Source organism: Deinococcus humi (assembly GCF_014201875.1).
In the GTDB taxonomy this organism is placed as follows: domain Bacteria; phylum Deinococcota; class Deinococci; order Deinococcales; family Deinococcaceae; genus Deinococcus; species Deinococcus humi.
Genome location: NZ_JACHFL010000022.1, coordinates 1 through 23621, shown reverse-complemented (window position 1 = coordinate 23621; position 23621 = coordinate 1). Strand labels below are relative to the sequence as shown.

General features: G+C 62.5%; 22 protein-coding genes and 1 pseudogene. 11 read left to right on the top strand and 12 right to left on the bottom strand.

Going from position 1 to position 23621, the window contains the following annotated elements; all coding sequences use genetic code 11:
- The first annotated feature begins 48 nt into the window (after positions 1-48).
- The gene (locus tag HNQ08_RS23750) at positions 49-465 is read left to right on the top strand and encodes a hypothetical protein (RefSeq protein WP_184137581.1); all 417 of its coding nucleotides are present in this window, start codon (positions 49-51) and stop codon (positions 463-465) included.
- A gap of 108 nt (positions 466-573) precedes the next feature.
- Complete coding sequence (locus HNQ08_RS23745; RefSeq protein ID WP_184137579.1) at positions 574-1086, top strand: hypothetical protein; 513 nt, start codon at positions 574-576, stop codon at positions 1084-1086.
- Between the two features lie 612 nt (positions 1087-1698).
- Here HNQ08_RS23745 and HNQ08_RS23740 read toward each other — a convergent pair.
- The 6 genes from HNQ08_RS23740 to HNQ08_RS23715 form a co-directional block, all read right to left on the bottom strand.
- Positions 1699-2049 (bottom strand): type II toxin-antitoxin system PemK/MazF family toxin, encoded by a 351-nt coding sequence (locus HNQ08_RS23740; protein ID WP_184137577.1) that lies wholly within the window; start codon positions 2047-2049, stop codon positions 1699-1701.
- Positions 2036-2278 (bottom strand): ribbon-helix-helix domain-containing protein, encoded by a 243-nt coding sequence (locus HNQ08_RS23735; protein WP_184137575.1) that lies wholly within the window; start codon positions 2276-2278, stop codon positions 2036-2038. Before HNQ08_RS23735 ends, HNQ08_RS23740 begins: the two co-directional genes overlap by 14 nt.
- Before the next feature lie 246 nt (positions 2279-2524).
- Entirely contained in the window at positions 2525-3175 is a 651-nt protein-coding gene (locus HNQ08_RS23730; protein ID WP_244977308.1) for an IS6 family transposase, read from the bottom strand.
- Positions 3176-3376: 201 nt separating this feature from the next.
- Complete coding sequence (locus tag HNQ08_RS23725; RefSeq protein WP_184137573.1) at positions 3377-4135, bottom strand: YetF domain-containing protein; 759 nt, start codon at positions 4133-4135, stop codon at positions 3377-3379.
- 453 nt (positions 4136-4588) lie between these two features.
- A complete protein-coding gene (locus tag HNQ08_RS23720; protein WP_184137571.1) occupies positions 4589-5518 on the bottom strand; it encodes a hypothetical protein in 930 nt (309 codons plus the stop codon).
- Between the two features lie 103 nt (positions 5519-5621).
- Complete coding sequence (locus HNQ08_RS23715) at positions 5622-6443, bottom strand: PRC and DUF2382 domain-containing protein (RefSeq protein WP_184137569.1); 822 nt, start codon at positions 6441-6443, stop codon at positions 5622-5624.
- A 212-nt stretch (positions 6444-6655) separates the two neighbouring features.
- On the opposite strand from HNQ08_RS23715, the pseudogene HNQ08_RS27650 reads away from it, so the two are divergent.
- From HNQ08_RS27650 to HNQ08_RS23710, 3 genes and pseudogenes are all read left to right on the top strand, one after another.
- Positions 6656-6799 (top strand): annotated as a pseudogene (locus tag HNQ08_RS27650) (IS982 family transposase); the annotation flags it as partial.
- 129 nt (positions 6800-6928) lie between these two features.
- The gene (locus HNQ08_RS28025; RefSeq protein ID WP_268240040.1) at positions 6929-7063 is read left to right on the top strand and encodes a hypothetical protein; all 135 of its coding nucleotides are present in this window, start codon (positions 6929-6931) and stop codon (positions 7061-7063) included.
- Between the two features lie 51 nt (positions 7064-7114).
- The gene (locus tag HNQ08_RS23710; protein ID WP_184137567.1) at positions 7115-8968 is read left to right on the top strand and encodes a PRC-barrel domain-containing protein; all 1854 of its coding nucleotides are present in this window, start codon (positions 7115-7117) and stop codon (positions 8966-8968) included.
- Between the two features lie 157 nt (positions 8969-9125).
- Here HNQ08_RS23710 and HNQ08_RS23705 read toward each other — a convergent pair whose 3' ends face one another.
- Complete coding sequence (locus HNQ08_RS23705) at positions 9126-11405, bottom strand: GAF domain-containing sensor histidine kinase (RefSeq protein ID WP_229790293.1); 2280 nt, start codon at positions 11403-11405, stop codon at positions 9126-9128.
- Positions 11406-11935: 530 nt separating this feature from the next.
- Between HNQ08_RS23705 and HNQ08_RS23700 the strand changes: the two genes are divergently transcribed.
- The 6 genes from HNQ08_RS23700 to HNQ08_RS23675 all read left to right on the top strand — a co-directional run bounded on the left by HNQ08_RS23700 (position 11936) and on the right by HNQ08_RS23675 (position 16574).
- Positions 11936-12667, top strand: a complete 732-nt coding sequence (locus HNQ08_RS23700; protein ID WP_184137565.1) for a GNAT family N-acetyltransferase — start codon at positions 11936-11938, stop codon at positions 12665-12667.
- 301 nt (positions 12668-12968) lie between these two features.
- Positions 12969-13451: a DinB family protein gene (locus tag HNQ08_RS23695; RefSeq protein WP_184137563.1), complete on the top strand. Its 483-nt coding sequence runs from the start codon at positions 12969-12971 to the stop codon at positions 13449-13451.
- Between the two features lie 196 nt (positions 13452-13647).
- On the top strand, positions 13648-13974 hold the full coding sequence (locus HNQ08_RS23690; protein ID WP_184137561.1) for a PadR family transcriptional regulator: 327 nt from the start codon (positions 13648-13650) through the stop codon (positions 13972-13974).
- The gene (locus HNQ08_RS23685) at positions 13971-15056 is read left to right on the top strand and encodes a permease prefix domain 1-containing protein (protein ID WP_184137559.1); all 1086 of its coding nucleotides are present in this window, start codon (positions 13971-13973) and stop codon (positions 15054-15056) included. Before HNQ08_RS23690 ends, HNQ08_RS23685 begins: the two co-directional genes overlap by 4 nt.
- Positions 15057-15346: 290 nt before the next feature.
- Positions 15347-16045, top strand: coding sequence for a hypothetical protein (locus tag HNQ08_RS23680; RefSeq protein ID WP_184137557.1), 699 nt, complete (start codon positions 15347-15349; stop codon positions 16043-16045).
- Between the two features lie 157 nt (positions 16046-16202).
- Positions 16203-16574 carry a hypothetical protein gene (locus HNQ08_RS23675; protein ID WP_184137555.1) on the top strand — a complete coding sequence of 124 codons (372 nt, stop codon included), beginning with the start codon at positions 16203-16205 and terminating at the stop codon, positions 16572-16574.
- A gap of 97 nt (positions 16575-16671) precedes the next feature.
- Here HNQ08_RS23675 and HNQ08_RS23670 read toward each other — a convergent pair whose 3' ends face one another.
- From HNQ08_RS23670 to HNQ08_RS23650, 5 genes are all read right to left on the bottom strand, one after another.
- The gene (locus tag HNQ08_RS23670) at positions 16672-17358 is read right to left on the bottom strand and encodes a class I SAM-dependent methyltransferase (RefSeq protein ID WP_184137553.1); all 687 of its coding nucleotides are present in this window, start codon (positions 17356-17358) and stop codon (positions 16672-16674) included.
- Between the two features lie 287 nt (positions 17359-17645).
- A complete protein-coding gene (locus HNQ08_RS23665; protein WP_184137551.1) occupies positions 17646-19391 on the bottom strand; it encodes a S41 family peptidase in 1746 nt (581 codons plus the stop codon).
- A gap of 699 nt (positions 19392-20090) precedes the next feature.
- Complete coding sequence (locus HNQ08_RS23660) at positions 20091-20747, bottom strand: winged helix-turn-helix domain-containing protein (protein ID WP_184137548.1); 657 nt, start codon at positions 20745-20747, stop codon at positions 20091-20093.
- A 707-nt stretch (positions 20748-21454) separates the two neighbouring features.
- Positions 21455-21997 (bottom strand): hypothetical protein, encoded by a 543-nt coding sequence (locus HNQ08_RS23655; protein WP_184137546.1) that lies wholly within the window; start codon positions 21995-21997, stop codon positions 21455-21457.
- Positions 21998-22203: 206 nt separating this feature from the next.
- Positions 22204-23307 carry a hypothetical protein gene (locus tag HNQ08_RS23650; RefSeq protein ID WP_184137544.1) on the bottom strand — a complete coding sequence of 368 codons (1104 nt, stop codon included), beginning with the start codon at positions 23305-23307 and terminating at the stop codon, positions 22204-22206.
- Positions 23308-23621 lie beyond the last annotated feature (314 nt).

The window sequence follows — 23621 nt, the reverse complement described above, 5'->3', positions numbered from 1 at the left end:
CGCCCCGAGCCCAAAGCATCCACTCGCTGCACCCCAAGGAGCACTGCCATGACTGTCCTGAACCCCCTGCGCCGCCTGTCTACCGTCGCCCTGCTCGCCGCCCAGCTGCTCGGCGCGTCCGCCCACGCTGCGTCCAACAACGCCTACGTCGACATGTTCTGCATCTACAACTCCACCGACCGCAACATCAATTTCGAGTACCGCGGCGGCTCCGGGGGCAACTGGCACAGTGGAACCGTCAAGGTCAACGAGTGGTTCGGCGCCTGGTGGCCCAACGGAACCGTGGACCACGCGGAGATCCGTTTTGACAGCGACATGAGCGGCGACGACTGGTACGAGGACTACGTGCTCGACCTGCGCACGGGCATGGCCACGAGCTGCTCGAACAACGGCAAGGACTACCACTTCGACTGGTGGGAGGATTCTCGCTACTTCATCGACCTGTACGACGGCAGCGGACGCTAAGTGCCACGAACGCACCACAGCGGGGAAAACGCTTTGAGGTGCGTTCGTGGTCCACACCAGTGACCCAGGGCCACTCGGCCCGCCCGGAACCTCGTCAAGGGAGACGCCATGAAACTTCTGATCCTGCCACTGCTCGCCCTCGGATCCACTGCCCACGCCGCGCCGCTGCTCGGCACCATCAACTCTTTTTTCGAGAGCAGTTTCTGTCGCCAGTCCCATTGCACCCTCAGCTCCCGTGAGCCGCTGGGCGGCGGGGTGGTCGACTTCCGCTACACGCTTGCCCCCGAGCGTCTCCCACAGCCTGGCGACATGCCAGAGGCCGGCCCCACCCTTTCGGTGATCCGCGTCAACAATGTGGTGACTTCCGTGGGTTACGCGCAGGGTGTGCAAGACGATCTGTTGTATCCCGGAGGGTACCTGTCGTCGGTGCTGGCAAAGGCGTTTACCTTTGCGGCAGGCTCAGCGGTTTCCGAGGCGGCGCTGTCCCGACTGGAGGGAGGTTGCGAACAGGCGAACGGGCAGGAGGTCAGGATTCCGGTGGGGCGATTCACGCTTTCCTGCGTCAACTCGTATGGCGAGTACCCTGACGCCTGGCGGGTTGCGTTCCGGCTCTACCGCTGAGGGGTGCCGGACTGCCCATCTCATTCACCAAGGTGCCAGGGCCGGACTGCTGGGTCCCCGGACCCGTTGCTGGACGTGTCCAGCATGCACGAGGGCCTGGCAGCCCGACGGGAGCGGGGCCCCGTGGTTGGCTGATACCGGGACCACCGGTGTCCCTGCCTGTCGGAGGAGCGCCACGGCAGCCGGTTCATTTCTGGCCCTCGAATTTTCGTGTGATGAAGGCCGCGTCCCACGGGCACGTGAGCCGAGGGCAATGCACTGCGGAGGGCCAGACCTTCGAAGGGGTCGTCAACGCCCACCATGCGAACCGTCGTTCTCCAGGACCCGCTGGAGGAAGGTGAGCACGGTTTGAAAGCGTCGGGGCGCGTGTCCGGTGGCCTTTTCGATGGTTACAAACTGAAAGCGTCCTCGGGAGGAGCCAGTCTCGCAGACCCGGTGTCAGGCGAGAGGATTCGCCACTCGAGATGACCACGAGCGGCACTTGAGTTCCGTCCGTTGCTTTCCCAGCCCTCCGGTATGTCCCGCCCGCTCGACGGGTGGGGCACTTTCTGCCGGGATTCCTGGGGCATGCCTTGTTGCTCTCCGGGTCGTGAACAGGGAAGAGCGTTCAGTTCACAGGGCCAGGTGCAGGCGGAGGGCGGCGTCGACGCGGACCATCAGGTCGCTGGGAATTCGGCAGACGGCGGGACCAGTCAGGCGTTCGGCGGCCACGCTGCGCACCTGCTCGCACTGGGCTTTGCTGTCCTGGGGCAGGCCGCTGGTGAGAGCCGGCAGAAGGACCTGAAAATTGTAGACGCGCTCCGTGTTGCTGGTCAGCGGCACGATGGTGATCACGCCGCGGCCGAGCCGGGCCACGGTGCGGTTCAGGCCGTCGTTGCTGACGATGAGCACCGGCCGGCGCTTGTTGGCCTCGGAGCCGCGGGCAGGATTGAGGTCTGCAAAATAAACCTCACCGCGCTGCATCGCGTTCCTCGGTCAGTCCGTCGCCAGTCACCACTTCCCAGGCGTCCGCTTCCGGTGCCCACTCTTCCAGCGCCTCGGCGTACTGTTGCTCGAGCTCGCGTTCCTGGAGCAAAGCCACCGCCTCACTGATGACCTCGGATCTGGAGCGGATCTGGTGGGCCGCTTGGTAGTGCTCAAGAAAATCCACCAGTTGGGCATTCAGGCTGATACTGAGCTTGCTCGAGGTCATACCACCATTTTAGGATAAGAGGTGGTACTTTTGGTATGGCGTCGAGTCGTAAAGTAGAAATGAGCGACAGGGGTTGCATTGAGCACGCTTGAGCGGATCCAGGCGGTTTAGAGCTGCCCCGCTATTGGTTCTTCCGCTGATTCCGTGCAGTGTGTCAGCTTGCGAACAGAACACGTTGGCGGGGTTGTGGCAAGTTGTTGGCTTTCAGAAAGCACAGGAAAGTCAGGCACGGAAGCGGCCTGAACTTCAGGCCGCCTGTTCCACGACCTGCCGCCAGGTCTTGAAGACTTTTTCCTGGTGAAAACGGCGCTGGGGAGCAGGGACGGTGGAGCGAGCAGGGTGGTGAAGGTTCGTGATTCGAGCGTGTAGGTTGAGAAAACCTTGTGCCCTTCGTCGTGATTTGAAGCCTCGCTGCTGACGTTCCTGCTTCCGGGTGGGTCGGTGAGACTGTTCAATCAGGTTGTTGCAGCGTGCCGTCGCAATCACCTGGACGTGCTCCACGGGGTGGAGCACGGGAAGCTCGCGCAGGGCCGCGCCATAGCTCCAGAGCTTGTCGGTGTGAATGACCTCCGGCGTGTCGTATTCCCCCCGCAGGCGATGAAAGAACGACTTGGCAGCTTCGGTGTCCCGGTGTTGTTGAAGGAGGACGTCCAGCACGGCACCGTGTTCGTCTACGGCCCCCACAGCCAGTGTTTGACCCCACCGACGTCCACGCACCGTAACGTCGACATGCCGCCGGGAACCCCGACGGGGTTCCCGGTGACGCAGGCCCTGTGCAAAGAGGGCGCTGAATTTGATGTACCAAGTCCGAATGGACTCGCGGGTGACGGTGATCCCCCGTTCCAGCAGCAGTTCTTCGACGTCCCGATAGCTGAGGGTGAAGCGATGATCGAGCATTGGCGGCGTAGCCGATCACGGCGAGAGGGAATCGGTACCCAGGAAGCTTCTGACCACTCAGCACCGCGTCACCCTACCCCAACAACTTGCCACAACCGAGGTTAAGTGACCAGAACCGTCAGAACTGAGGATCCATCAAGCGGACAGACCCTGGACGCTGATGACCTGAATCCGGAGTTTCTCTGTCATGTCGTCCAGTTTTTAGGGAGCAGACCACAGGGCCGCTTGGCGGTCCTTTTCCGCCTCTGCAGTTGCGAGTGGATCAGCCGTCGCCACCGTCCAGCCCGCCTTGCCCCCGCACACACAGCCGACCAGCAGACCACTGACCTGCTGGACCCGCCCGCAGTCCAGGCAGGCCACAAACCCCTGCTGAGGCAGGTCCGGGTTCAGCACGGTGGGCGGCTCCAGGTCCCACGGCGGCACCACGGGGAGACCGGGCGGCGGGTCCGTGTCGTGTCTGAAGACGGATAGGTCACCGTCCTGCTCGAAGTAGGCACGGCGGACCTCGCCCAGTTGCATGACCCCCTCGAAACGCAGTTTCTCAAACAGGTCCTCCCGGCTCAGGTTGGCTCTCTCCAGCGCGGCCACGCTGAATACGCCGTCGCGCACCAGCTCCACCGGCTGGCCCTCCATAAAGGTCTCCACCCGCTCGGAGCGGACCACCAGCCCGGCCAGCACCCGTTGAAAGCCCACCACCAGCGCCAGTGCCAGCATGGCGTGCAGCAGCGGGACTTCGGGATAGAACAGCGGATCGCCCGCCGCCGAGCCCAGCGCGATGACAATCACCAGTTCCAGCGCGCTGAGCTGGGCCAGCCCGCGTTTGCCGGTCAACTGCAGCAGGAGCAGCAACCAGACGAAGATCACGGCGGTGCGGAAGACGATTTCCAGCAGGAACAGCGGCGGCGCGTCACCCAGCCAGATGCGCTGCCAGTCGAAGGGGATGATGGGCGGGCCGCTCACAGGTGTCCCCCTGGCACCGACGTTTCATTCAGGCCCAAGCCCGCCCGCGCCCACTTACAGCCGAACAATTTGGAGTGTCCAGGTAATGTCGTCTTGAATGTTGAGGAATCGGGATGCAACTCTTGGGCCAACGGGGTGTGCAAGTGCTGACACAGCGCGTTGTACCGCCTAAGAAATTCATGGGAGGCCATACGTGCAGAGTGTAGACGGCGCGGTCATCGATGCTGGATAACCATTGAAGCACTGGGGGTTACCTTTCAGCACTGGCCCATTACCAGTTTTGGGTATACCCCAGCCTGATAGGCCATGGCTCGCGTTTGAGGTCAGCAAGGGAAGTTGGGGATGCAAAAAGTCCCCTCCTCGGAGGGGACAGGCGACAGCGTGCTCTTGCCTTGTGTTCTGACGTCCATGGACGGCCTGACGTCAACGCTGTTCTGCTGCTAGACCCGCTTCCTAGCGTCCAGGGGTGCGGGCAATCGCGCGGTGGGTCGCCGCGCTACGCGCGCCGAAGATGCTCGCCAGCAGGGTCAGCCCGGCGGCCAGCAGCCAGCCCCAGCCAGCCGTGCTCGCGGCAGTCCGGGCGGCAGCCTCGGCGTTGTCCACCGCTTGGCTGGCCTGCTTCTCAATGCGGTCCACCGACTGCGTGATCTCGGTCTGTACCTCAGTGGCCTGCGCATTGGTCAGCCCCTGGCGCTCCAGCCGGGTCACGAACTGCGGGCCGCTCAGGGCCTGCTTGATCGAGTCCACGCGGGCCTGCGCGAAATCACCGATGTTGGCCAGGTCCACGTCGCCCAGATCGTTGCTGGCGCGGCGGACAATGCCCGTCACCACGTTCGCGGTGGCCGAGACCTGCTCCTGATCCAGATCGGTGTTGTTGGCAATCAGCCCTTCGACATCCACCGGCGTGATGTTGTTGAAGAAGTTCTGAATGCCGGGGACCTGCGCGCTGCCGGTACCAGCTGCACCGGCAGCCGTGGCCGTCGTTCCAGCCACGGTCCCCAGCACGTTCGTGGCGGTGCCCACCAGACGTGAGGCGCTGTTGAAGGCGAACACGGTGGTCAGCAAGATCAGCAGGCTGCCCAGGACCAGGCCCGTCAGCGTGGCGTCATCGTGGGTCATGGCGGCGATGCCGTCCTCGTTGCGGGTGGCCGGCGCAGCAGAGCGCACGGCGGTCAGGCCCGCCAGGTACGCCCCCACCAGGGCGGCAATCCCGGTCCAGATGGCGGCGGCGATGCCGACGCCCGAGAGGGTCAGGCCGGTCAAGGCGGTGATTACGGTGCCCAAGGCGATGATGGTCAGGGTGGACACCAAACCCACCAGGAGTCCAGCGAGCACACCGCGCCAGGAGAGGCGGTGCGAAAGAGCGTCAGCATTCAGGATCATAGCATTCCTTGTTCAGATCCATGGCAGGCATGTGAGAGACGAAAACGACGGCGCACCAGAGGGGCCGAGCACATCACGGTCCGGCCCCTGAGCGAACACCAGTTCAGGCCTTGCGTTCTTCAGTCCTGGGTTGCCCCTCGCCATCCAGTTGTACGTCGCCGCTCTTGGTCACTTCCAGCACTTCTTTGCCCACGGTTTCGCTGACGGTCTGGGTGTCAGTCACTTCTCGCTTGCCCACCGTGACTTCCTCGGTGACGAACGTCTGCTTGCTGACGTTGGCCCGCTCGGCTTCCAGGTCCACGCGCAAGGTCTGGCTGTCGGCCCCGAGGACCGCACCTTCCACAGGACGGGCATCGGTCACCGCGTGACGTTCGATGACCACTTCCTCACGTTCGAGTTCCACGTTGACCTGCTGCTGACGGGTCTCCACCCGCTTGCCCACGTCTACGCTGCCTGCAACGAAGCGTTCTTTATGGATCATCAGCCGCTCCTCGAGCAGCTTCAGGGTGTCCGGAGTGGTAAAAGCTTCGCGGCGGTAGGTGGCCTCGTCACTGTCTGGGGCACGCAATACCCGCTCGTCGGCCAGCTGGGACTCGGCCTCATACACCTGGCCGTCCTGATATTCGCTGAGGTCACTCGCCTGCTCCTTGGTCAGCCCATCGAAATACGCGCCGTCCTCGCTGAAGCGGGCCTGGCCCACCGGGATCAGGACCTGCTTGCTGGAGAACCAGCCGCCCACATCGACGATCAGGTACTGGATCTCACCAGTGGTGGGCCGCACCAGAGCGTCACGCACAGTGCCAATTTTCTCGCCATTCGCGCCGTAGGCGTCGTTATCGCGGGGGTTGTAGACGCCGGTGCTGTTGAGATCGAGCTGGTGGTCACGGTCCAGCTCGGACATACGGACGAGATTCATCTGGGTCATAGGTCTCCTGAAGACCGCCTCCCGTCTGGGAGGCGGCGGTGTACCAGCCCACTATGGGTGAGCGGAGGGCCATGCAGTGCTGCTGGCATTGAGCCCAGTGCCACGCAGTCTTAAACAAAACTTCAGCTCAGAACGTCAGGATCAGGCTTTTGGGTGGTTCGCCGTTGCCCCTTTGCGGTGCTGAGACGGCGGGATCAACCCTGTTAGAGACCAGGAAGGGCATAGAATCGGCATTCTCTGTCCCGGCAGGGACCAGAATGCGCTGAGGGCAAGTCAGGACGTATCTGAGCCTGCGAATGAGGGTGGCCCTGAACGTCCTCGCGCACAATCTGAAATTTCTTGATGTCAGCGGCTGATCGCCCCGCCGTCAACCCCTCTCCGCGGTCACTTGCATAAAGGCAGCCTCAAGATTCAGCAAAGCGCCGTTGGTGCCCCTGGTTTTCCATGGCCTGTCTTGCCTCTTTACACTCTGGGCCGGAGGCAACATGACCCGACTCAAAGGCACTGGTGGCGGTGGCGGCACCTGGCTGCTGATCCTGCTGATCCTCATCGTCCTCTTCCTGCTGGCGTATTTCCTGTACCTGAAACCGCAAGGCATCCTCAATCTGGGGTTCATTTGAACCCCTGCGTTTTCCTGGCACCTCCGCTCCTCACCTTCTGGAGGGTGACCCATGATTAAAGCCAAAGACATTCTGGGGCGGCAGATCGTTGCCCTCGACTCGGGCCAGCACATCGACAGCGTGCATGACCTGATCTTCGATCACCAGGCTAACGAGGTTCTCGGCCTGCTGGTCGATGAGGGCGGCTGGTTCCGCGCGGCCAAGGTGGTGCCCTTCGAAATGATCCGCGCCATCGGAGAGGACGCCATCATGATCGACTCGGCGGACCACGTCACCACCACCCGACAAGATGACCGTCTGGCCGACGTGCTGGACAGCAAAATCAGCCTGATCGGTCTGACGCTGCTGACCACCGACGGGCAGGACCTGGGCAAGATCGCCGACGTGTACTTCGACGAGCAGACTGGCAAGGTGGAAGGCTATGAGGCGACTGGCGGCCTGTTTTCGGACCTGAGTAACGGACGAACCTTTGTGCCTGCGCCCGATGATGTGCAGATCGGTGCAGACACCGCCATCGTACCGGTCGCAGTGGCGAATGCCATGCAGGAACAGGAGCCGGGCGGCCTCAAGGGTGCCTTGGGCAGCGCCGGTGACTCGATCAAGGGGGCGTACGAGAACATCGCCGACGCCACCAAGGAACGCCAGAAGGAATACGCCATCGGCAAAACGGCGGGCGGCGACATCACCCTGGACGACGGCACGGTGATCGTCACCAAGGGCGAGACGATTACTGCCGAACAGGCACAGAAAGCCGAGGAGCACGGCAAGTTGACGGCTCTGGCCACGGCCGCGACGGGCGGAGTGATCTCCGACGCCTACGGCAACATCGCCGACGCGTCCAGGACGCGCCAGAAGGACTACGTGATTGGCAAGGCGGCGGGCAATGACTTGCAGGCCGACGACGGCTCCACCATCGTCATCAAGGGCCAGATCATCACTGCCGAGCAGGCCGAACGCGCCGAGCAGGCTGGAAAATTGGGCGCGCTGGCCGCCAACGCCACCGGCGGCGTGATCATTGCGTCTGCGGGTCAGGCCCGTGACCGGGTGCAGGGCAGCTTCGAGGAGATGCGCGGCGCCACCGCCGAGCGCCAGAAGGCCTACGTGGTGGGCAAGACCGCCAGCCAAGACGTCACCACGGACGCCGGCGAGACCATCGTCTATGGGGGTGGGGTGATCACCGCGTATCAGGCGGATCATGCCGAGCAGACCGGCAAGCTGGGCGCGCTGACGGCTGCGGCAATCTCGGGCAGGGTGCAGGCTGGACGCGGGGGCGGCGTGGACCCCAGCAGTCCCGAAGCAGCGATTGGCCGTCGAGCCAGGACGGAAGTGCGCAGTTCGGGCGGCAGCCTGGTGGCCGCACAGGGGCAGATCGTCACGGCAGCCATCCTGGAACGTGCCCAGCATCTGGGTGTCGAGGACCGGTTGCTGGCGGCCACGGGTGTACGCCAGTCCCAGTCTGGCGGCACCGACACCCGCACCGCCCTGGCGGATGGTCTGGACAATGTGTCCAGCGGGGCCAGCACTCTGCTGGACCGCGCCAAGGGCTGGCTGGGCGAGCGTCGCGAGGACGCCGAGACCGCACTGGACGAGCGCCAGCAAAAGGCCCACGAGCAGAAGATCAAGGACGCCCTGGGCCGTCCAGTCAACCGCGTGATCCTGGCCCCGGACGACACCATCATCCTCAACCTGGGCGAGATCGTGACCCACAAGGCCGTGGAACTGGCCACCCAGGGTGACGTGCTGGACATTCTGCTGGACAGTGTGAGCAAGGAAACGCCGGAGATCAACCCGCTGGACAGCCGGCCCGACGAGCACGGCAAGGGCGCGCTGGACAGCCAACCGGACCTGACACAACACAACCCCGCTAACACGGCGCCCGCTACCGATCCTAAGCCGCAGGACTAAAGACGCCTGCCACTTGCTCCCTCTGTCTGGAGGGGGCATTTTTCATGCCATATATATGGCCCTCCGACTTCTAGCGGTCAGGCTGGGTGGGGTGCACCCTAGTCTGACAGAGCTTGATCTCCGCCTTGCATCCACTCAGACCCGGCTTGGGTCAACTTTATCTCACCTGACTTGGCCCGGTGGGCCGTGTGAAGCCGAAGGTGGCCCCCTCGCCGGGGCGGCCCTCGGCCCAGACTTGCCCACCGTGCCGGGTCACGATGCGCCGCACGGTGGCCAGCCCGATTCCGGTCCCCGCGAACTGTTCTTGTAGATGCAGGCGCTGGAAGACCCCGAACAACTTGCCCGCGTACAGCGGATCGAAGCCCACGCCGTTGTCCCGCACCTGGATGGCCCACGCGCCGGGCCGTTCCTCAGCCCACAGATGTACCTGCAAGGGGCGTTCGGAGGCGGCGTACTTCACCGCGTTGCTCAGCAGGTTGGTCAGCACCTGCTGGATGGTCACTGGGTCGGCGGGTGCGGTGGGCAGCGGGCCGATCTGCCAGTCGACCGTCATGTGCGGAAACTCGATCTCCGCGTCCCGCAGTGCCTGGGCCACCAGCAGGTCCAGGGCCAGGGGACGCACATGCAGCTCGGCCTGCCCCGCCCGGGACAGCACCAGCATGGCGTCAATCAGCGCCGTCATGCGGTCCGCCGCCGACAGCACGATCCCCAGGTGCCGCTCGACTCTGGGGTTCGGCGTGTCCCGCAGCGCTTTGAGGGCCAGTTCGCCGAAGCCCTTGATGTGCCGGATGGGCGTACGCAGGTCATGCGACGCGCTGTAGGTGAATGCCTCGAGTTCCTCGTTGGAGGTCTGGAGTTCCGCATTCGTCCGCTCCAGTTCGGCGGTACGCTCGGCCAGCGCCGCCACCCCCTGCGCGCGGTCCAGCATCAGATTCAGGCTGGAAACGGCTGTTTCCAGTACCGTCCGATCCAACCAGGTCCACGGCTGCACACCGAACAGGCCGATGCCCAGCAGGCCCACGGGCTGGCCCTGCACCCTCACAGGCAGCATGGCTGTGGTGTCCACCGGAACGTGCATGTCGCTGGACACGTCCGTGCCCAGCGCGTACTGGTCCTGGTAGTGCGGCTCCCCGCTGCGCCAGGGCACGGCGCAGCCGGGCGCGTCTTCCGGCAGGCCATGCTCCTCCAGGTACGCCTGCATCACCGGGTCGTACTCGCCCACCTGGGTCTTGGGCCGCCAGCTGTGGTGCTCGAGTTCCCAGTACACGCTGGAACCCGGGGGCAGCAGCGAGAGGATGATCTTCTGTGCGCGCCGGATCAGGGCGTAGCGGTCCGTCTCGGCCGCCAGGTCGCGCGAGAGCAGCGCGAAGGCTTCCAGCGCCTGGCTGCGCTTCTGGGCCTCGTCGCGCTGCCGCCGCAGGGCCGCCGTGCGGTCCAGGGCCAGCCACAAGCCGCGCGCCAGGGTGGTCAGCAGCGCCCGTTCGGGCGCGCTCCAGCGGTGCGGCTCGAACGTCGAGAAGTTGATCACGCCCCGCTGCCCCGGCCCCACACCAATCGGCAGGGACGCCACGGCATAGACGTGCTGGGTCAGCTCAGCGTCCACGTCGGTGTCACGCGCGTAATCGTCCTGCCACAGTGCCTCTCCTGTCTCCCAGGGGGTATCGAGCGTCGGAATCTGCCCCACTGGAACGCCCGCGCGCATCATCGCCATCAGTTCGGCGTTGCCCACGTCGTTGACGTGTGCGCCCAGCCGCCACAGTTTCCCCTTTGGTTCCCAGTAGGCGGCGTGACTGGGCGGCAACAGGGCCAGCACCTGGGTCTGGGCGCGTTGGATCAGCACCTCATCGTCGGCCTCGGTGGTCAGCTTCGCCGTCAGGTTCGCCAGCAGCTCCAGCACCTGGGTGCGGGCCTCAGCCTCTTTTTGCTGGACGCGCAGCTCGTCCGTCACCCGGACGCGCTCGTAGAGCAGCGAGAAACTGCGGCCCACCGAGCGGACGATGGCCTTCTGACGGTCGGTCCAGACGTGCTGATCGGTCACCGCCAGACCGATGGCGGCCACCACTTCACTGCCCTGAACGATGGGGTAGTGCGCCACGGCCTGAAACTGCTCCGTGTGGGCCACCGCCTGTTCAGCGGCCCGCCAGCCATCCACGAAGCTCGGTTGCCCCGTGCCCACCAGCTCCGCGAAGACCGGGGTCTCCAGGGGAAAGCCGCGCTGCTGGGCCATCGCCAGCAGATCCGGGGCGAGGTTGTCGGTCCATTGCCGCAACTGCCAGTGGGTGGGGGTGCGCTCGGTGAAGGCCACGTTCGCGCCGGGGATCAGCGTCCGCAGGGTCTCGAGCGCGAGATGGGCCAGGTCGTCGAGATCGGTGATCTGGCCTGCGGCCTCGGTGAAGGCCACGAAGAGGTCCAGGGCTTCCCCGTGGGTCTGCGTCATGTGCGCGGGCGGCCCAGGGGCCTCACGTGAAGATCAGTGCCGGGCGGAGCGAGGTCACGGCAGGCGGAGTTCTGGGAGGACGGCAAGATGAGCGCAGTTTATCTTGGGAAACGAGGCCCATCTTGGAGGAACGCACACTGCAACCCTCTTCTGGTTCCCTGGTGCGGAGCGCTGGTCCGGAACCCGGCAGTGCCTGTCTTTTGACCAGAGACGCTCTGCAACCTCATTTGAATTTCAGAGCCGATCTGCCTGAACGGCTGAAGGCTGCTGGTCAGTGAGGTTGCCGAATGGCCTGCCCCAGGGACAACCGAAGTTAGCTCTGGGGTCTGGCTTCTGGTAAACGGCCTTACCGAAAAGGCATCACACTGAGCTGTCAGCAGATTTTTGACCTGCCTGCCTTACCGTCTTCCCTCGGGCGGTATACCCTAACTAGACGCCGAGAAGTGAAAGTCAAGGCCATGATTACGGGCGCTGCCCTTTCGATAGGAGGGATAGAGCAGGTTACGACCTCAAGAGATATGGTTGACGGGATGAATACGGAGCTGCTGAAACGGCTGGCCCACGCCGAGACAACGGCCCATGCACGTTATGGGAAGACAGGAGAGACAGCGCGATTTGGCCCCCTAACCGCTGTTCACGCTGGCCCAGACTTGCCGGTGGATACCGGCTGGCACAACGGCACCCGCCCGTTCACACCAACGGAACTTGAGGAGTTCGAGGCGTTCAGTCTCCGACACGCTCAGCCCACCACGCTGCATCTGCTTTCGGCCTTCGCGTCGCCAGTCCTGCCTATGCTGAGGGAACGCAGTTACGCCCTAGATTACGTGCTGCACGTTTACATTCATGATCTGTCAGGCAACTTTGCCTGGCAGCCTGCCGATATTCGAGAAGAACAGGCCGACGCTTGGGCAACCCTAGCCGCACAGGGTTTCGGGCTAGGGACGGAGAAGATCATGATGGTGGTGGGACACGCGCCAGGCACTCAGTTGTTTGTGGCAGACGTGAACGGTACGCCTGCGGCCACTGCTGCCCTGAGCGTCACCGAAGGCATCGCCGCCTTTCACGGCACCGCCACGCTGCCTAAGTTCCGGGGACGCGGACTGCAAACCGCGCTGCTGGCCCACCGTTTGCAGGGCGCCGCAGCGGCCGGTGCAAGCCTCGCCAGCGTTTTCGTCACGCCTGGAACCGGCAGCGAGCGCAATGTGGAGCGGGCCGGCTTTAGGCTGGTGGGCGCGCGGTTGACGCTGACGCGGCGGGGCTGAGCTTGTGGCGCTACGAGAGCAATCACGCCAGAGCAAGAACATGTTTGAAGCCAGTGTGAACTGAGATTTCGCCCGAAACCTGCTTAACACGGTTGCTAGCGCAGGTTTCGGTTCCATGTCTTACTTCAGGCCAGCCTGACTTCCGGTAAATGGAGTTACCCAAAAGGGCACTTGTTCCCCGGAAAAATCACGCAGAATCGGCGTGTATTCATGCATGAGGGCGATATCTTGAGCAATGCCGTCCGATCACCGCCTCACTCCCGTGAAGGGATTTCCACCTGAAATAGGTACCCTGGTGGGGATGCTGCAGGACACCCGCCGAACCACACTGGCCGCTGTACGCGGACTTGAGCCGGCGCAGCTGGACTGGGCACCTGGTGCACAGGGCAACAGCATCGGTGCGCTCCTGGCGCATATCGCGGCTGTGGAGTGGGCCTACAGTGTGGCCACGTTCGAGCGGCGCGAGCCCACCGCTCAGGAGAAGACACAGTGGCGCCCTGCCCTTCAGTTGGGGGCCGCCGCGCGTGAACAGTACACCGGCTGGACACTGAACCAGTACGAGGCCTTGCTCGCGCAGGTCCGCCAGGACAGCTTGCAGCGACTTGCGCATTGTGATGATGCGTGGCTTGACCGTGAGTTCACCTTGATTGACGGCACGCTGGTGAATTTCCGTTGGGCCTGGTTCCATATTTTTGAGGACGAGCTCAGTCATCGGGGGCAGATCCTGCTGATCCGCAACCACCTGCTGCCCTCCGCTGCGTCCAGGTCATTCGCGGGAGGCTGAACAGGGGTTTTCCAGACGCCCTTCCCTAGAGCTTGACCTGTTCATTGGGCGACGGGCTTCAGCCTCGGGACAGGATTTGGGAGTCACTGACGCCCGGCGGACCGAGAGACCTGAGCCGGCACCACGACATGGTGAGGTTGACTTTTCATACCTTGTGTGGCTATGTATAGACATACAAAGTATCAAGAGGAGTGCTATGGATCAGAACACCCTTCGCGGCCACCTCGACCTCATTCTCCTCGCCAGCCTCAAGGACGCCCCCCTCTACGGCGTTCAACTCATTCAACATGTCCATGCCCTCACCGCCGGTCACTTCCACTTCAAGGAAGGCACCCTCTATCCTGCCCTGCATCGCCTCGAAAAACAGGGCCTCCTGATGGCTGACCTCCAGCCCAGCCCCACCGGTGGTCCCCCCCGCAAGTACTACCACCTCACGCCAGCCGGCCGCACCGACCTTGCCCGCCGCCAGCAGGCCTGGCAGGCCTTTTCCGCCGCGATGCAGCCGTTTGGGGGTCAGGCATGAGCCGCGCGACTGAACGCTATCTCCGGCAGGCCACCCGCGGCCTGACCGGTTCCACCCGCCACGCCGTCCAGGCCGAATTGTCCAGTCACCTCCACGAACGCATGCGCCAGCACCAGGCGTTCGGGCTGAGCGAAGAGGCCGCAGAGGCCCGGGTGCTTGCCGAACTCGGCGCACCTACCGCGGTCAACCGGGGACTGCTCCAGGTGCACGCCGTCTCCTGGCTCACCTCGCTGGGCATGCTCGGCCTGCTCGGTGTCACCCTGATCCTCACGCTCCCGCACAGTCAGGCACAGGTCGAGGGTCCGGTCCCGTCCATCCCCGAGCTCAGCTTGCAGTACGTCGAGGTCAACAGCCTCAAGGCCCAGCTCCAGAAGGAAGGGGTCAGCGTGCAAGGGCCGGTCGATCACTGGACCTTGACCTTTCCGAAAGGCAAACGCCCGGTCACGATCTACCCGAACCTCCCAATCTCCGGTCTCCTCCCCACGCTGTATCCGAACACCACCAACCACAAGACCTACCTGGACGCCAACCTGCTGATCCAGGCGGCCCACGATGCCGGTCTCTCCGTGCAGTTGGAGGGCTGGACCAATCCGGTGCTCCACCTCGGTTCAGTGGCCCTCCAGCTGGGCACCGCAGCCGCGCCAACGGACGCCTACAACATCTACGCCAGGTTCTTCGGTCCCTTCGTCGCGGAGGTGCTCGGACATCAGCCGGACCGCGTCTATCCCGGTAATCTGCGCTGGTATCCTTCAGCCATCCGCAGCCACTACCGGCTAAATGGTGTGGGCCGGGCAGGAGAAGTGTATGCACTGGTCACCACCCACAAAGAACAGGGCCACCTGGTCTTCGATTTCGATCTCGCCCCAGTAGACGCTCAAGGGAAGCTGAGCTTCGATCTGCCGTATGGGTTGGATCACTTGCAACTCGTCCCCAGCATGGTGGCGTTCCAGCACCGGACGGGACAGGAAGAACAGGGCATGACCGCAGCGGTGCTCCTGCGACTGACCGAGGACGGCAGCGCCGGAATACGCTCTGTCGTGCAGCCTCTGCACCGGGTACTGAACAATTTGATTGAGGAGTAGGCGCCTGAGGACTGAACCCAGCGCATCCTGGCAGACATTGACAAAGCTCACGCCTCGTTTTGAAGGTCGGTCAGCACCGGCGCTTCAGGTTTTGGGCACCAGTTTTCCGTCCTTGCAGATCTCCTCGGCCTCCGTATTGATGGTGGTCGAGCTGGATGCAGGGGCTGATGACAGACTCAAGTGGAATTGACAGCAAGGGATGGGGACGTTGTTTCTGAACCGGCACCTACTGGCCTTCTTGCTGACACATTTACGGCAGTCCGCCTGAAGCGGTGCTCCTACACTTCGGCATGGGCTTCACCTTCGTGTTTCTGCTGCTGCACTTGCTGTTGCTTTTCGTCGTGGCCCTCTGTGCTGGATCGTTACTCGGGCTGATTTGCTGGCGTTCTACACGTGGGCGTCGTGGCAGCCTTGCTCTGACTTTCACAGCCGCACTTTTACCCACCGTCCTCATTCTCGTCACTGGCTTTCTCTTCGTCTCCCCCTGGATGTTTACTGGAGGTCAGGACTGGGATAGGGGCAGCATGGACACGTTCAAGACCCCGCTTGGCGGCGGATACTTTGCTACCAGCTTCGATTCATCAGACGCTCCGTCCTTCCTGGACCCGGCCCATGATACGGCCACCCAACCGAAGATCGTGGCCTTCGGCTGCTGGAATCGCCAGCCCTTCCTGAGGCTGCACGACCACTTACCTTACGTCCAGGTGCAGGTCACGAAGCGACAATTGCTGGTCTTCCCGTCCGAGGCTCAGTTGAGATCCTCATTAGCGCTGCCCACTGGGCAGCGCCTGCCCTGGACTGATCGCGCTGGATTTGAAGGCTCCCCCTGCATGCCGCAGGTACCAACCGGATTCCAAGGTGTCAGTTCCACCCTCTGGACGCTGCTCTCCCTGTCTACGCTGGGGTGTGCCCTGGGACTGGGCGTCTGGTTCTGGCGGGTGCGTACCTCTCCAGTCATCTGGCCAGAACGATCCGGGCCGAACTGGTAACGACTCTTTCGGGGCTGATTTGCCTGTTGTCTACTGGTTCTTCAGGGCTTCTAAATACGGTCAGCATCGTAGATCTGTTTGGGATAATCCTGATGAATACTCCCCGAAGTACAGCTAAGACATACTTATAAACAATAGAGGATGACATCATAAAAATATGCACAGACATAAATCTGCTGTAAAAGCCAATGTTTTAGTTTCGGTATCTATTGTACCATCTGTGCTCCTTACAATATTTTTTGTACAGGAGGACAGAAATTTGCCCCTACGTGAAGATTTTGAAGCGGCCTGCAAATCAAAATTAAACGAGCTATATGCTGACCCGCAATCGATCACTATCAATCAATTTCAGTTCAGCTACGTGGGAACACGAGGCTCTGGAGGAAAACCCCCAGGGCGGGTGAGTACAGCTCAGCTATCGGCCTACTATAACAATGCGCGAAATTTCATCGGTGCTCGGTGTGGTGCTTCTCTATCCAACGGAAAAGTTACCGCAGTTCTAAGTGATGTAGATTTCGTTGTCAGGTAGGCTGAATGAACATATTCAATTCCGGAAATTCTAAGGTTTAACCTTGGTGATCCGAAATTTGACTCTTGTCACTGTTGGCTCCGAGAAATGAATTGACCTATGACAGTTCTGGCAGGGTTGTGGCAGACGATGTCGCTCTCGCCAGGACCACGTACCGTTCTTCCCGGTAGGGCATGCCTTGTGGGGTGACGCCTGCCTCCCAGTCCGCTCTGGAGACGGGCTCGTCCATCCACGCACCGCGCACCCGCCAGTCCTCCCAGGTCGGTGCATAGGCCTGCACAGAAATGCGCCACTCTGCCACGATGCGCCACTGAACAGCCGTCAGCCGTTCGGCCACCTGAGGCACGGTCAGCCGGGGTCCGACGTAAACAAACTGAGCATCCGGGGCAGCCAGTTCAGGCAGACGCAAGATGATGCTCGTCGGCCCACGGCGGGAGACGATGACGTCAAATGGGTCCTGCAACGCGGCTGGCAATGCATCCTTCCCATTCCACTCCTCAAACACGGCGTGCGGGGCGTTGCGCCTGGCCATCTCCAGCAGTTCCGGGACCTGATCGTAGGCGATCCACTGCTGAACCGTTTGACCGAATCGGACGGCATCCGGGCCGTGACCGCAGCCGGCTTCCAGAACCCGCGCATCCGGACGGAGCACTTGTTCCAGCAGAAGGTCAAAGGTCTGTTCTGGATCAGGACCATCCAGGACACGACGCCACGGATGGTGGTACCCGCCGAGCTCAGTAGCGAGGTGGGCGTACCATGCTTTGGAATGGGGGAGAGGCGGCATCACTTCTACGGTACTGCCCTCCCCGCCCATCCACCTCCTTATATGTTTTAGATGATCTCTCAGGGACACTTCCCTGGGCTGCCGGCCTTTCCTGAAAGCCTCTCTTTTCCAAGCGCCTAGGCTTGTCTCGCAGGCCCGCCGTAAGGTGGTGCTGGGGTCTCGTGGCCCAGGATCGTGTCGATCTTCTACAGGCTGCGGCCCGGCTCCACCAGAGCGGGAGTGGACGCCGCCTCGATGGAAGCCATTGTCCCTAACCTGCTGGACCCAGCGCGCCGTGAGGGTACGGCCTAGCGCTCTTTTGAGCCTGAACGTGGTTCGGCGTGTGGATCTGAAGACACCCCCGCAGAGGTCACCCTCCTGGCCTCGCCGAGTGCGGCCTCCAGCACCTCATCCCTTCCCGCCACGACTCCCGCTCTGGATCTCCTGACGTCTTGGTCTGCTGGAATCCCCACCCGGAACAAGGGCCGCCCGCCACTGCGCAGGGTCCTGACGCCCGTCCAGCGCACGCGGTGTCCACTGGGCAGCTCGAGGACCGCAATCATGCCATTGCACCCCGCCGATCGACTGCCGAAACGCTGGCCCAGGCCGTACGCCTCCACCATGCTCAACAGACTCTCGGCATAACTCTGCGTGCCGTGCGCGTTCGTCAGGAAGAGCAGCGTTACGTCCGGACGCGCCGGATTCGGCTGAAACCAGGGCTTGGCGATGTCCTTGAACCTCAGATCGTGCGCATCAGGCGACGTGACCACGGGGACCAGCAAGGCGGGCAGCCCCATCTCCTGCCGTGCCAGTGCCCTGAACAAGGTCATGGCCAACTCCGTGGGATAGCCACGCCCGTCCACGATCAGCACGTTCACTTCCCCGATCAGTGCCAGCAGGTCCGCTTCGCGGTCCTGTTCCGCCCGGGTCCAGTCCAGATAGCCGATTCCCATCTCCAACGTCGTCAGCGGTTCTGGCCGCTGTTCGGGCCGCGGCTCACGCCCTGGACGTGTCTGAATCACGCTGGACTGTCGTTTCCCCGCCGGCGTTTGCCAGGTGACCCGGACGGACTGCGCCTCATCGCGGCCCACCAGCCGGGTGCAGGCCCGGTAGCGCCGCACTTCCGGGATGCCGCTCGCCCGCGCCTCGTAACCCTGGTAGAGGGTCAGGGCGTCTTCGCCGTCCAACTCCAGCACTTCGGCCCCTCTCTCGGGACCAGCGTTCAGTTCGGTGTTGCTTACCAGCAGCTGCCCGTCGATCCACTCCACACAGAACGGCAGGGCATGCACCGCATACCCCAGATGCGCCGGACGCACGTAAACGTGGGCGTCTTCCAGAAGGGCGAGCATCTCTTCAAGGACGATGGTGAAGTCCTCGTCGTCACACGTGTCGGTGACCTCCTGCAGGGCCCTGCGCAGCGCCGCGTCCCAGTCGACACTCAGCTCCGTCCAGTAGGGGTACAGGAACCTGAGCTTTCCCCACAGGAGCATCACCGAGGCCATCTGGGTCCGTTTGTCCTGCGGATCCAACGTCATGCTGGAAAACGGCTCTGGATCCCGTTCCAGGTGGCCCGGTTCGGTCAGGGGGAAGACCGCGCTCAGGCCACCAGGGAGTGGAAAGACGCGGGGCTGAAACCCTGGGAAGGGAACCCTCACCGTTCCCACCACGGGCAGGTCCGTGACGGTGACCTCCTGAACCGCCAGATCCTCCAGGTGCAGGGTGACGAGCTGGGGGGGACGCAGGACCATCTCGCGTTCCACGTCCCCGTAAGGAATGTGCAGGACGAACGTCACCTCTCGGGCGGGCACCAGGGGAAGAGACTCGGGAGCCATTTCTGCAAGTACCTGCAAGCGAGGATCAAACTGTTGAAAGGCGGCCTGAAGCTGGGCGGCGAGGACTGAGGCGGTCATGTCCTGCTCGAAGGTGGGGAGGTGGCCCACTAGGAAGCCGGCCCAGTCTGGAGTTGTGGCGACGGCGCGCGGCGAGAAATGCTGAACGAGCGCGGTCAGCTGCGCCAGGGCTTCCAAGCACGTCAGGGCAGGAACAGGGGCCATGGCTTCAGTCTATGCAGGACCCGTGTAGGCGCAACAATTGAGGCAACTGATTCACTGCAGAGACGAGATCCAGGCCAACCTAGATCGCCTGAACCATGCCTCGTCACTGCCCTCGGCGGCGCACAGATCAGCGTTGAGAGCGGGAATGCCATCCCATGACCAGGCCACGGCCAAGCACACAAGACGGCCAGGTGCCGGTCAGCGTGGTGGTGTCGAATGGTTCAGCAGTCATCTGAAATGATGCACCCGAATCCACTGCGCTTTGATCCCTCACTTCTCCTTGTCGCTGGAGGTGCCATGAACCGTCCCACTTCACTCCTGACCTTACTGACTCTCTCTGCTGCACTGGCCCAGACCGCCGCTCTTGCCGCCGTCGGGGCCATAACATGCAAAGGCCCTGTAGGACAGTACGATCGGCAGCGCCGTGCTCGGGGAAAGCCAGCAAAAGTCGCATCGGTGGCCTTGGGACGGAAGTTGCTCAGCCTTGGGTTTGCGGTCGTCACTTCAGGAGTGCGGTACGACGAAGCCTTTGAAAGCAAGCGAAAGATTGCTCCCCAGAATCAGCAGCTCCCCTGTTGATTCACTTCTTGACGCCCTGCATTTCAGACCCTATCTGGCACGGCCAAAAGCCAGATTCTGCGTCACGTCTATAGGATCTGGCCTTCCACTGAATATGAATGGCATTGGAAAGAGAAGAGGTTAATCTGCGCCGAGAAAGCTGTTGAGGTTGCGGGAAAGATGATTGCGCCCCGTTTCCTGCTCAGACTGAAAGCCTAGGACCGCCAGCGTGCAGTATTTTCCCTCTGGCGTCTGGCCCTCGGTATAGGCCTCAGTCAGCAAAGCGCTCAGAGCACGGACCAACCGCTGATAGCGCTCAGACGAAAGGCGCAATGTCAGCGAGTCCAGATGGGCCGGGTAGGCTTCCAGACATGGGCTCTCGGGTGGGGATGGCAGGGGCACAGGGTGTCCGCCTGAGCCGAACCCGTAAACATCTTCTTCGCCTTGATGCATGAGCGTCCAGGACCGCTCGTAGGCGCGTGAGAAGCCCTCGCTGAGTCCTTGAATGTCGACCGTGCCCTTGCCCTCCGGCAGGAGGTCAAGGGGGACTCGGAATTCTCGCGCCGCCAGTTGATAAAAGACCTTGCCTCCATCGCGTCCCACTTCCAGCAATAAGCCAAGCCCAGCCAATTTGCGGGTGTGATGGTGGGCGAGATTGGCTGCCATGCCTGCCGAGGCTGCAATCTCGCTGGGTGAATGGGGCTCTAGGAAAAGGCTGAGAAACTGGACATTCTGACGCAGAGCGCGAGCAGTGTCCGCATCAGTGAGGCGCTGAACGTCGGCTGGAGTTGGGGTCATGCACTCAGTCTGCAGGCGCCACTTTCAGTGTGCTAGAGCCACGACTGAAAGTTCGTCGGATGAACAAACAGTCACTAAGCTATTGAATCTGTATCAGCAGGCCACAGCTCAAGCGACGGACTGGTGGTGATCAGCAAAAAGAGCTGAGCTGTCCCACAGCATGAGCGCAGCTACGACGAAGACCGCGGCTACCAGCGGCAATGGGAGTGGTCCTACGGCTACGAACGATGAAGGGAGGGCCATGAACCACCCTGAGATGAGACAGAAGGACTGTCCCTCGATAAGGAGATGCTGACGATGCTAGACGCTTACGCTGAAGGCACCATGACTACGGAAGAGATTCAAGCCTGGTTGCCAAGACACTGCAGCGTCAGGTTGTCCGCAGACGGCGGATCCCACTTCCTGCCCGTCCGATGCTCAGCCCATGAGTATCTTCGAATTGCGCCAGATCGTCTACCGCTAAGCTCACCAGAAAGCAGTGTGCACGAGAGGCGCGACATCGTGGCGCAGGCTGCGCGGCTTTTTCAGGTTCACCCGGCCACCGTGAACTGTCTGATATTGCAGCTCTGCGCTGCCGAAGACACCTCAGATCTGGCGAGCCTTGGATGGACAGCCATTGCTCTGGGCTTTCTGAGTGAGACGCAGGCCTGGCGGATTGAATCTGTTCGGGAGCCACGGACATCGAGGGTCACAGCCTTAGCCATCATCTACAGCCGTCCGTTGAGCCGGATGCGCGACACCTTGACGTACTCGTCCAACTGAAGCTGTTCTCCCAGCAGGCGCACGCCGAGATACAGCTGGCGCTGCTGAACCGCGCGGTCCAGGATGGGCCCTTCCAGATGAACAGGCACCACGACATCCCGTGGCAAGACCACCTCACCCAGGGCCTGACCACCTGCTGGACCGTCACACACCAGACTGTCCACAGGCGGATCAGTGTCGTTGGTCATCACTGGGCAATCAGGCCGATGGTCCGCGACGAAGACTTCCAGGCGGTAACGCTGATCCTGGGCGGCGCTGTACCCCATGGCGGTCAGTTCAGCGTCCACACTCACCCGTTGGTACGGCAGGTTGGGAAGGTCCAGGGCCTGGATCTGGTTGTCCGGCAAGTACAGAACCGTGCCCGGTGCAAGCGGCTGAGCCTCGGACGTCGTCCAGAAATAGAAGTCGGGCTGGGTTTGCTCGGGCAAAGGCACCAGGCCACATGAGGCCAGAAAGAAGGGAGCCAGCCAGACGAGTTTGTGGGACATGATCCAGCATAAAGCGATCGATGCGACAGCGAGGGCGAGGATGCCGTTGATGCTTCAGACTCCCTACGATTGGCCGAGACCGTGGTCAGAGAACTTCTCTGACCGCCAGGGCTCCTGGGGCGGGCCTCCCTGAAATCTGTCTCGTTCCTCCTCTTCACCCTCAGCTGCGCACGCCCGGCCTGTGTCCGCCACAGGGAACGGCTGAGCTACACACTCTCCTGCAAATCTCTGGACCCCGTTGTTCTGCGGTCCTTGCTCGGGACTTGTTTGCGGTTGGAGTGGCGCTGCATCTTCAACCGCGTTGCCTCGGCTGCTGCCTGAAAATCGATCAGGCCAGCCTCGATGTTCTCCACGGTCAGTGCAGGCTGCTCCGTCTCAACCACGTTCTGGGGCGGCGCAGGAACCAGGCGGTAAAAGGCCGCCTCCCGGCACAGTTCCTCGTACCGGGCGTCCACTTCGCCGGGCACTCCCTCTGAATTCAACTGACCCACCAGCAGGTATTCCAGGAACGTCGGCTCCCCACGGTCCGCTACGGGCAGCAGCCTCCCAGCATAGAAGCGGCTGTACGCTCGCCAGGCCGCCGCCAGGGACCTGCTGGGCCAGTGCGCGATCTCAGGGTGATGGGCGCGCAGCTTCCGGAGTTCCTCTCTTGCCAACACACTGCGCCCGTAGCGTGCTGGGTCCAGGACGACGACTGGGCGCACCAGGTCATACAGGCCCCGGGCGAAGCAGACGACGCGTCCCTGAGCCTCCCAGCGCCGAAGCATTCTCTGGGTCTGTTGCCGAGCCTGTGCGGCTCGGGACCCGTAGACCGCTTCCGCCAGGCGGTCCACGGTCATGGGCCACGCGGCCTGCCGCGCCAGCTGCCAGTCCACATCCACCACAGCGGCTTGAGTGACCGGTCTCGGGATGGGAGAAGCCCTCAAGTCTTCTGCTTTCACACGGGGCAGCGCGTCTGCCGTCGCCTGCTGGGTGCCTGGCTTCAGGTACAGCAAGTGACGGGCATCATCCAGGTGGATGCAGAGCGGCGTACTGCGTCCCTGGCCCCGCTGCGGTGCGCTCTGGAGGTGATGTCGCCGCACCCAGCGCTTCAACCCAATGGGGCTGACCGCCGCCAGGTGGGCCAGATCCGCCAGGCTGACCCAGCAGTATCCGGCGGCATGCCGTCCGTAGAGGTGATGTTCGGCCTCTTCCAGCGTGCAGTGCAATTCTTCGGCGACAAATGCGGGGCTCAGAGGGCCATAGACCTGATGGAGCTGGCGGAGATGTTCGTGGGGCGGCAAGGGGCTGGAAGCATGGTGCATGGTCAAGTCCTTATCGTACGTCCGGCAAGCTCACCCCCGCCTGCACCAGACCCATGGTGGGCGTTCGTGTGATCGGAAGTTCACGTTCAAAGGAATGTGGCGCAACCCCTCAACCTACGAGGGTGATGGTCCACTCGGTTGCGTCCCAGCCCTGAACGGTCACGCGTTTGATTCTCTGGTGGTCCGACTCGTGAAATCCCGACACATCAAGATCCATCAAATCCTGTGGGATTGAGCCAGTTTTGAGTCGGTGGAGTTAAGCCTCACCATAGGAGGCAACCCCATGACGACCAGAAACACCTACACCGCCGAATTCAAAC